At 45.7% G+C, this 9311-nt stretch carries 8 protein-coding genes; 1 reads left to right on the top strand and 7 read right to left on the bottom strand.

Annotated elements, in window-relative coordinates:
• Positions 1-1467, top strand: a 1467-nt coding sequence (locus CAG68_RS01680; protein WP_161440714.1) for a hypothetical protein, incomplete at its 5' end; no start/stop codon positions are given.
• Between the two features lie 80 nt (positions 1468-1547).
• Here the strand turns inward: CAG68_RS01680 and CAG68_RS01675 are convergent.
• From CAG68_RS01675 to CAG68_RS01645, 7 genes are all read right to left on the bottom strand, one after another.
• Positions 1548-2192 carry an START domain-containing protein gene (locus tag CAG68_RS01675; protein ID WP_104976385.1) on the bottom strand — a complete coding sequence of 215 codons (645 nt, stop codon included), beginning with the start codon at positions 2190-2192 and terminating at the stop codon, positions 1548-1550.
• Positions 2193-2269: 77 nt separating this feature from the next.
• Positions 2270-3454: a multidrug effflux MFS transporter gene (locus CAG68_RS01670; protein WP_054576560.1), complete on the bottom strand. Its 1185-nt coding sequence runs from the start codon at positions 3452-3454 to the stop codon at positions 2270-2272.
• On the bottom strand, positions 3451-4095 hold the full coding sequence (locus tag CAG68_RS01665) for a recombinase family protein (protein WP_138939488.1): 645 nt from the start codon (positions 4093-4095) through the stop codon (positions 3451-3453). Before CAG68_RS01665 ends, CAG68_RS01670 begins: the two co-directional genes overlap by 4 nt.
• Before the next feature lie 146 nt (positions 4096-4241).
• Positions 4242-5249 carry a LacI family DNA-binding transcriptional regulator gene (locus tag CAG68_RS01660; RefSeq protein ID WP_017820101.1) on the bottom strand — a complete coding sequence of 336 codons (1008 nt, stop codon included), beginning with the start codon at positions 5247-5249 and terminating at the stop codon, positions 4242-4244.
• Between the two features lie 217 nt (positions 5250-5466).
• Positions 5467-7200: a sodium:solute symporter family transporter gene (locus CAG68_RS01655; RefSeq protein ID WP_017820102.1), complete on the bottom strand. Its 1734-nt coding sequence runs from the start codon at positions 7198-7200 to the stop codon at positions 5467-5469.
• Positions 7193-8188, bottom strand: coding sequence for a nuclear transport factor 2 family protein (locus CAG68_RS01650; RefSeq protein ID WP_054578611.1), 996 nt, complete (start codon positions 8186-8188; stop codon positions 7193-7195). The genes CAG68_RS01655 and CAG68_RS01650 overlap by 8 nt, the downstream gene beginning before the upstream one ends.
• A 49-nt stretch (positions 8189-8237) precedes the next feature.
• A complete protein-coding gene (locus CAG68_RS01645; RefSeq protein WP_053307979.1) occupies positions 8238-9212 on the bottom strand; it encodes a nuclear transport factor 2 family protein in 975 nt (324 codons plus the stop codon).
• Positions 9213-9311 lie beyond the last annotated feature (99 nt).

The raw sequence follows: 9311 nt of genomic DNA, 5'->3' as shown, positions 1-9311 counted from the left end.
TACCTAGAGAGTGCTGCGTCGCCAGAAACATTAAAAGCTTATTTGGGCACCGGGGAAAACATTAATCCTGTGTTGTACACAATTGGTATGGTACCGGTGTACAAAGTGGATATTGAAGACCCTGCCGCGTTATGGAAAACACTGGATCATGAAGAGCAGATGAGCGGCGCTAAGCATGAGTTGGTTAAGCTTGGTGAAGTCGAGTATCGTCGTTACGAGATGACTGATTCAATTGACCCGCAGGACGGTATTGGCTTGGTTGTAGCCGTGGTTGATAACGTGCTTACGTTAACGGTTGATGTTCCGCAACTGGGCGTTCAAAACCCGATTAAAATGGCATTAGGGCTTGAAGCACCAAGTCAAAATATTGCTGACAGTGGACGCCTTGAGGCGTTGCAAGCCAAATACGGTGAAAACAACAACTCTTTTGGTTACTTTGATCATCGCGAAGTGATTAAAGGTTTGACGACGAAAGATGGCAATATGTTTGCTCGTCAAATCAGCACGTTGGATGCAATAGATCCTGAACCAACTATTGAGGAAATGCGTTCACCAGCCTGCCATACTGAGCTTACTCAAGTTGCAGAAAACTGGCCTCAGTCCGTCGCGTTTGCAGAATACAAGATGAAAGGCGATCAGGCGTTCATTAAAGGTTCTTTTGTTGTTGAGTCCAACAATAAAGTGATTCTAGATGCGCTCAAGTCGATTCGTGGTGTATTGGCAGAGTCTAAAAGTGATAAGAGTTTCTTTAGTATGGCGCTTGGTTTAGACATTAATACGCTAGCGCCATCGATTGGTCAGATTTGGGCTGACTTGACCCAGCCTCAATATCAATGCTCTTTATTGACACAAATGCAGCAAGAGATGGGCGGCCAGAATCCAGCAGCCGCTGTAAGCATGGGGTCAGGCATGGTTAACGGCCTCAAAGGCTTAAGCCTGCAAATGTTTGATATCAAAGTAGATACTAATGCTCAGCATGGTGAAGTATTTAGCCAGCTAGATGGTATGTTGTCTCTTTCTGCCAATGATCCAATGATGCTTATTCAAACTGCGCAAATGTTCGTTCCTGAACTTGCTCAATTGCAAATTCAACCGGATAACCAACCTGTTAATGTCAGTGACCTATTAGAAATGCATACTGGCATGAAGGTGGACGTGTTTGCTCGTCTAAACGAAAACCATTTCACCCTTTACAGTGGTGATAGTGCTGCGGAAGCAAGCAAAGAAGTGATGGCGCAATCACTTTCTCCAAATGGCTTGTTCAGCTTTGATTTTGATTCAGAGCGTATTTTGGAAGTGTTAGAGAGTGCGTCGTCAATCACTGGGGAGCCGGTTCCGGATGATGTTGTCAAAAGCTTACAAGGCGAGCTTGTTGGTGGTATGACGATGGACGTGACAGACCAAGGTATTGGTTTTGAGTTTGATTACCGTGGTGCAACTAAACCTGTAACGGTTGCACAACAGTAACACATTGAGTAGAAAAAGGCGGCATATGCCGCCTTTTGTTATTATGTACCGCATTAAAAAGCGAGTGGGAAGAGCGACGCTTACTCATCTATTTGAGGATGAGAGTATTGCTGATATTCAGGTAACTCTTTTCTTAAGTTACCAAATGTCGCCCATGCACTTTCTTTTGAAAGTTTGTTGATCAGCCAGTTTGGCAATAGACCTCCGGGATCAGCAAACGCCTTGTATTCCACGAGTGTTGTATCGTTTGTGAGTTTTTGTAACTCCCAAGTCGCATCAACCGAGCGAATTCGAACATAACCATTTTGTTCAGCAAGATATGAGTCAGGTGCGCTTTTGATTTCTACGGTGAATCCCAGCTCATCGACCCAGTACTTTGAGTAGGTGACCATATCCCGATTTTTGGCAGGCCATGGTGCTTTAAACTGGGTGTAAACGATGTTCTCGGTGGCCGATATCTGATTTAAAACCCGGCTATGACTGGCATTGTCAATCCAGTTCGGGATGTTGTCACTGTCTTCCAGTAGCGTTAAAAATGCACCATAGCTGGTGGGTGTGAACATCCGGGCACGGATCTCAACTAAACCGTCACTATGTTCTCGGGAGTAAATTGTGATTCCATTCTTGTCACTCTCGAACTGCCAGTTCTCGTTGGCGCTCGCATCAGTACCAGCGGATATCAATGTGGCGAGTGTTACGGCGCCCATTCTTAAATGCAACATCATGTTAGTATCCGCCAACTTTTCCTAAATTTAAATTTATACGATTTGTTGTAGCTATAAGGACAATAGTATGTTTGTTGTTATTGTTCTGAAGGTTGCTCTGCACTAAAGCCACGTTGAATGTTGGTGAAGGTAAGCGATGCAAATATTACGATAACGATCGCTAGATGCCATGCTTGACTCAATCCAAGCTGCACCAGAGTTAAGCTGACCAATGAGGAGACGACCATTTGTCCACCACCAGACATTGCCGCTGCGGCACCTGCTTGCTTTTTATAAGGTTGCATTACCATCGCTTGTGCACAAGGTAGGGCAATACCATTACCCAAGATCATTAATAGCTGTCCTAGCATCAGAAATAGAGGCTCAACAGGGCAGAAAAATAACCATATTGCGGCAGCGAGGTGAAGAAATGGGGTGCAAAGCAGCATTTTTTTATTGCCAATAATTGGCCTTACTCGGTTACAAATCGTGGTACCACATAACATACCCAAAGCGGGAATGAGCGCCCATATCGCGTATTGAGCGGAGGTCATGCCAATTTGATCTTGCATGATAAATGGCATCACAGAGACTGTCGTAATCATTAAGCTGAAGTTTAACCAACTGATACTGGCGAAACTCATAAAGTAACGAGACGTAAGTAAGCTCTTGTATTGGAGTAACATTTTTCGGGGTGACGGAATGACAGAACGTTTTGTGATGGTTTCTGTGAACTTAAAGGCGATGATTACCCAGGCCAGCGAGACATAGCCCAATAGAGAAATAAACACCATACTCCAACCGAAGTGGAAGTTGATAAAGCCGCCAATCACAGGTGCAATAAGTGGCGTGATTGAAGCCGCCATGGCGATGTAAGACATTGCCACTGGGAGTTCATCCCCGCTAAATCTATCTCGAGTCGACGCCCTCGCGAGTACCGCGCAGCATCCTGTACCTAACCCTTGTAAAAAGCGCCCCATCACCATCCCTGTAAATGTGTCACTGAAGAAAATAATCATCAGCAGACCAGACATCGCGATGAGTAAACCGGTAAGTAATACTCTTTTTCGTCCTAAAGCATCTGACACTGGCCCGTAGATAAATTGAGAGGGGCCAAAGCCGAGCAAATAAATACTCACAAGTAGTTGAGCTTGGTCGAGGGAGATGGAAAAGTCTTTTGCTATCCATGGCAAAGAGGGCATGACTAGCCCCATGCTCAACTGGCCAACGCTAATAATAAGACAGGCGAGTAGTATAGTATGAGAGTTGATTGGGCGACTCATGACTGGTCTCCATTCAAACAACCTTTTTGGCGTCGTGATCTTAAGCCGCCTTCGTCATCCACTTCATTTAGCTTTGCTTTGACCCGCTTCACAGTCGATAGACTGACTTCGCATTGCTCTGCTACGTTTTGCAATGTGTAGCCTTCTAGCAGCAACGTTGCGATCTGTTGGTGTTTGGTTTTGTTTGCGGGGCGGCCGCGAAACTTCTGTTTCCATAATTCTGGCTGCTCTTTAATGGCCTGTCGCCCTTGCTCTGCGGCAAACAGGCGATGTTCAGTCTGCACTTTCCCATATCCAGATAACACTGTGAGTAGTGTTTGAGTCTGAACAGAACCTGGCTCAAAAGTTATTGATTCACATACAGTTTTCAATGTTACCCCTTTATCGAGTAGCATTTTTATCGTGTTCAATGCTTGACTAAAGTCGCGACCAAATGCGGTCAGCCACCAGAGCACAATCGTATCCCCAGCTCTGACGGAATCGAGCAGTCGTAAGAATGCCTCTCTCTCGGTTGGAGGCATGCAACCACGAACCTTATCCTCAAAATGCTGAGCTTCGGGCGCAAAAGCTTTTAGAGTATTAAGGTGCTCTTGGTAAGCTCGATTTTTTGGCGAATAACGAGTGTAAAGATACGTGGTCATAAGGATTATGAGCCTCTTTTTGTTTGGTTCATATAGTGTAATAGCTCATAAATATACATGGGTTCATTAATGCTTACAACACTAAATGAGCCGTTTGGGAGTCAGAGGCAAATAAAAAAGCCAACCGAATGGCTGGCTATAGCTATTTAAGCTTTTGTTGTCTGGCGCTCGATTAACTTCACTGGCACCATCATTTTTACTAGGCTGCCGTTTTTCGTATTAATTTGATCAACAATGATCTTCACGCACTCGCGAGCGAGGCGACGGAAATCCTGGCGGAACGTGGTTAATTGATAGCTTAACCATTCTGTCTGAGGAATATTATCAAAACCAATGACTTGTAAGTCCTGAGGAATCCTCAACCCGCATTCTATACGGGCGATATCCATGACCGCCATCGCAAGGTTATCGGTTGCACAGAACACCGCTTCAGGCCGATTTTTGTCTGCCAGTATGGCACGGACTTTATCAAGTGAGCTCGCGTAGTCATAGCTGGCTTCAATGATGCGTGGCGTCTTGCCGGTTAGGTCTTCAAATTCAGAGCAGAAGCCGCTTTGACGTTCGTCATTCGTAAAGGTTGGCACTTCTCCCGTCAAATAAACCGCGTTCTTCACGCCACTTTTGTGCAGAAGTTGCGCAGCTTGTTGGCCTGCTTCGTAGTTGTCACTGATAACGTAGCTACTCCTAGTACCTTCAACAACTCGTGCGTATTGAACAATTGGGATATTAAACTCTTCACATTCTTCATAAAGGGACTTATTGAAGGTTGCGGAAGCAGCAATGACACCATCGACGCGATACTGGAAGATATTTGGGATTGAGTGGCCCTCTTCTTCATCCACTTGCCATGGAATCAATACGGCAGAATAACCTTTTTTCTGTAACTCACTGGAAATTAATTGCAGTGTTTTCATATGGATAGGGTAATCCGCATCAGGAAACACCAAACCTATCAATTTCGATTCGTTTGTGGTCAGGCTACGTGCAAAGGCGTTAGGGCGGTAGTTAAGGGCTTTAGCCGCTTCAAAGACTTTTTGCTTGGTCTTTTCGGATACTGAGCTACCCGGAACAAACACGCGCGATACAGTAGATTGAGAGACGCCTGCCATCTTTGCCACATCTTTTGATGTGACTACGTGTTTAATTGATTTCATGAATAAAACTTAGTTGCCAGTAATTGAGGTCATAAGACTAGCATAAATAGGTACGTATTCATAAATGTTCTGACGGGGTATCCTAAGTAGAATAATGGCTTTGGAGTATTAAAAAGCAAAATGTGGGTTAACCCATTTGGTTTGCTTTGAGCTAGCACTAGATCTAGAGCGTAGATACTGTCCGTTTGTTAGACGTACAGTATCTACGTAAAGAACATTAATTTGCTTGTTTGACTGCAACTTTACGTTTCGGGGAGAGGAGTGAATACCCCATGTATCCGATGCAAGCGGTAGCGACAAGAATAGAGCAGCCACGCATAAAGTTAATCAGCATAGGAGCGTTGTCGGTAAACGCGTTGATCCCCCAAAGCATCACGAGAGAGAATACAAACATCACTAGTAAGCCATAACATGGAGCATCGATTTTGCCGGGAACGACATACCAACCATCTTCCTTGATTGGTTTATTTAGACGAGCATATTCCGCTTGCTGGCCTTTCACTGTGTAAAGATGCATTTCATCTTGTTTACCCGTCAGGAGAAGGCTAGCAATGTAAGCGACAACGGCATTCACAAGGACGCCAATCACGCAATACCAAGGCCACGCAATATCGGTCGCAACGGCTACATACCAAATCACCAAGAAGCTAGCAGCAACGCCAATCAACAAGCCTTTTTCAGTAATGTGTTTTGAGTAGAACCCAAGGACAAACATACAGAAGCTCGCACCGACAAAGTAAGAGCCTGCCTTACTCAGCACTTCCAGTACCGAGCCTGTGCTGGTGGCAAACATGATTGCTGGAATGATGACCAAAATTGCCCATGCAACTGTAAAGAAGCGCGATACCTTCAAGTAATGCTCTTCCGACTCGTTTTGCTTGTAGAAGCGTTTGTAAAAGTCAGCCACAGAAACGGTCGCCATTGAGTTAAATGCGGAATCGAGACTCGACATACTTGCCGCCAGAATCGCTGCGGCAATGATGCCCATCAAGCCTGGCATTCCATATTCACTCGCATAATGAAGAATGATGGTATTGCCGTTTTCAAACTCTTTACCGTCGTAATAAGCGTTGAACAGGACGCCAAGCAAGATAAAGACAAAGTAAATAAAGAAGGCCACGTAGCCCATCATCAACATTGCCTTTTTCGCATCGCCCATGTTTTTCGCGGCCATACAGCGTTGTACCATCATCTGGTTACCGCCATACACGGTGGTGTGGAACATCGTCATTGCGATAACGCCGGCCCATACCGTCGTTACTTGGCTTAGGTCAAAACTTGTTTGTAGGGCATCTGTCATTCCTTTCGCTTTGAGTTCTGCCATGACCTCCGTCATCGGGGCAGGCATGCCATTCCACACGGCTTCGATGATGATGAATGCGCCAATAAATAAGATTACTGCTTGAATAACATCGGTCCAAATGACAGCCGCTATACCGCCCATTACGGTGTAGATGAGGGCAATTGCAGTGACGATCATGATGCAGTACATCACGTCGATACCAGTAATGAACTCTAAAATCATTGCTGTCGCGTAGAGTACGGCTGCCGAGCTCAATGCTTGTTTGATAAGGAAGATAAACGACAAAGTCAGTCGTGAAGCCTTACCGAAGCGTCGTTCTTGATACTCGTAGATAGAGGTTAAACCGTTGTTGTAGAAAAACGGCATAAACACAGCCACGATGAAGAAGATCACCAGCGGATAATTGAGGTGAATCGCGATAACCGACAGGCCTTCTTTGTAAGACCAAGCTGGCCCGCCAAGGAACGACATGGCACTGACGTAAGTACAAACGACTGAAATACCGATCGCCCACCAAGGGATGTTCTTATCACCCAAGGCGAATTGGCTAGCTGAAGTTACTCGCTTACCAATCACCGCACCCAATACTAGCGTTAGGGCTATGTATCCACCAAGGATGCTCCAGTTAAGTGCGCCAAACTCATGCATAATTAGGTCCTTCTAACTGTTCTTTCATTTGTGCAAACACGTCATAGCCAAGTTGCAGCAGGATATGAACGATGTCGATCGCCACCCAGTTTTCTTTCAGTAAATCGCCTTCGCGTCGCCAAATGTCCATAACGCGAAGTTCGATGTGTTTTCCGGTTGGGGCAAGACCGAGCCATCCACTGTGACCAGTGTGAGTACCATGCATATGTGGCCAACCACCTGTGGATACGTAGTCATTTTTGGCCAAAAAATTGACCTCAATATCGACACTTCGGTCAGGGAAGGCAAACACAAATGGCGCTTGATGGTGGTTACGGAAACCTTTGATACCGCGTGTAGTACCAATACCAGCAGGGCCGTACCACATGAAGTCATTGTGCCAGTAGTTTTCTAAATCCATCGAGAAAAGATCTTTGCCATCAAAACGACCCAAGCAAGACAGCATATCTTCAACCAGCTGGGCGCTCTTTTCACTTTCTTCCAAAGACACAATAGATTGTTGAATACCGTTAGAAGTTGCAGGAGAAGGAACCAAGCCATCGTGACCTAAGCTTTTACGAAGAGGGTTGCAGCCTGCTTGATTCATCGCATCGATGAAGTCTGGAATCATGTATGATTCGGTGATTTGGTCGTTCTCCACACACACCATTTCGGTGTAACGCAAGTAGAGTGTTTTCCCTGTTGCTGGGATGCCAAACAGTGGTTGTTCAAATGTACCGATAAAGTAGCCGGTAGAGTTGTACCAAGTGCGGCCTTCGTATTCGCCGTGCATCACAATTATTGGTCGGCGCTCGGCGTCAGGCAAAGCATTCACAAGTGGTGAGAGGAAAGATTCGTGGGTTGCATCTGGGCCATTAAGATCGTTCACAGGGTGCGCCACGCACCATTTTACGTCAGGGTTCAAAGTTTGCAGAGCGGCCTGTTTTTGCTCGATGTCTGCGGCTTTGAAGTAGTTCTGGTAGAACTGTTCGATGATGTTGAGTGACATGTTGCTTCCTTACTGTCTGTGATTTTAATAAATAGTGTTTAGTCAGCCGTTAGCCTTGTTGTAGCAGGATTTGCTTCCAGATTGCGGTCTCGTCAAACAAAGTGAATTCGCGACGAAGACCCCAAGGGCCAAACTCAGCGTGGCTGATCCCCATGATGTAAACCTCTTTTCCTGAAGGCTTACCAAACATCCCGTATCCCTCATGCTTACCGTGCAAAGACCATCGAATTGCCGCGCGTGGTGACATCATGTCGTCATCTCGGCCAATACGATGGTGAACGGTAAATTGAGCATTTGGGAAAGACGCACGAAGTGCCATCCAAAAATGATCGACTTCCGAGTGTGATAGGGCAGTTTGACCGCCACTGTATTCGCCGATGCAAGCGCGGTCGTACTCTTTCGGTACTATAGAGAACTCGGCATTCATAAGGCTTCTGAGAATTGCTTCGTATCGCTGACCATATTCGTTGTCGTTGCCTACGCCCAAATAAGGTCCAGGAATGTCGACTTCAGGTGTGAACGGAAATGGGCTTGATTCCACGCCACCTTCAAATTCGATTTGTTGGCGTGCAAACTCTTCTGACGTCATACCCAGTTGTTTCGCGATATCGGCTTGATCGCGAACCAACCATTCGTCATTGATTTGGTTATTGATAGCGTGGCAATCTGCGATAATACGGAAACGAATTTTGCGGTTCGAGGCTTGCCCGTAGAAGCCGTTGCCACTGTGTGTTGCAGTAGAGATGATTCGATGAGAAGAAAGCATGCCTTGTTCCGGGGTGCCTGACCAAATGACGTCTTCGCCATATAGCGTGCGATCGGGAAACTCGGCCAGTGTCGCCATTGTTGCACTGATCACCCCTTCGTTTCCTTGAACGATAGAGAGTGGAGTACGCACAACAATGTCGGGAGAGTAGTAGTGTTCTAAGGTGTTTAAACCTCGGTCTTCCCAAATCTCTTTTGTGATACCAAGAATGTAGTCGGGAAAATCACGCCACTTTTCATCGAAGCCAACCATGGCCATAAATCACCTCCGTAATTGAATAATTATGTTTTGATTACGTATTCAAAATATATCATGTTGCCATTTTGTCAACGGATTGTTTTTCGGTTGTTTAAATAG

Origin of the sequence: Vibrio sp. V42_P2S4T144 (genome assembly GCF_009904715.1) — a bacterium.
Taxonomy (GTDB): Bacteria; Pseudomonadota; Gammaproteobacteria; order Enterobacterales; family Vibrionaceae; genus Vibrio; species Vibrio alginolyticus.
The sequence above is the reverse complement of the archived record's forward strand: the minus strand, read 5'-3'. Positions and strand labels throughout refer to the sequence as shown.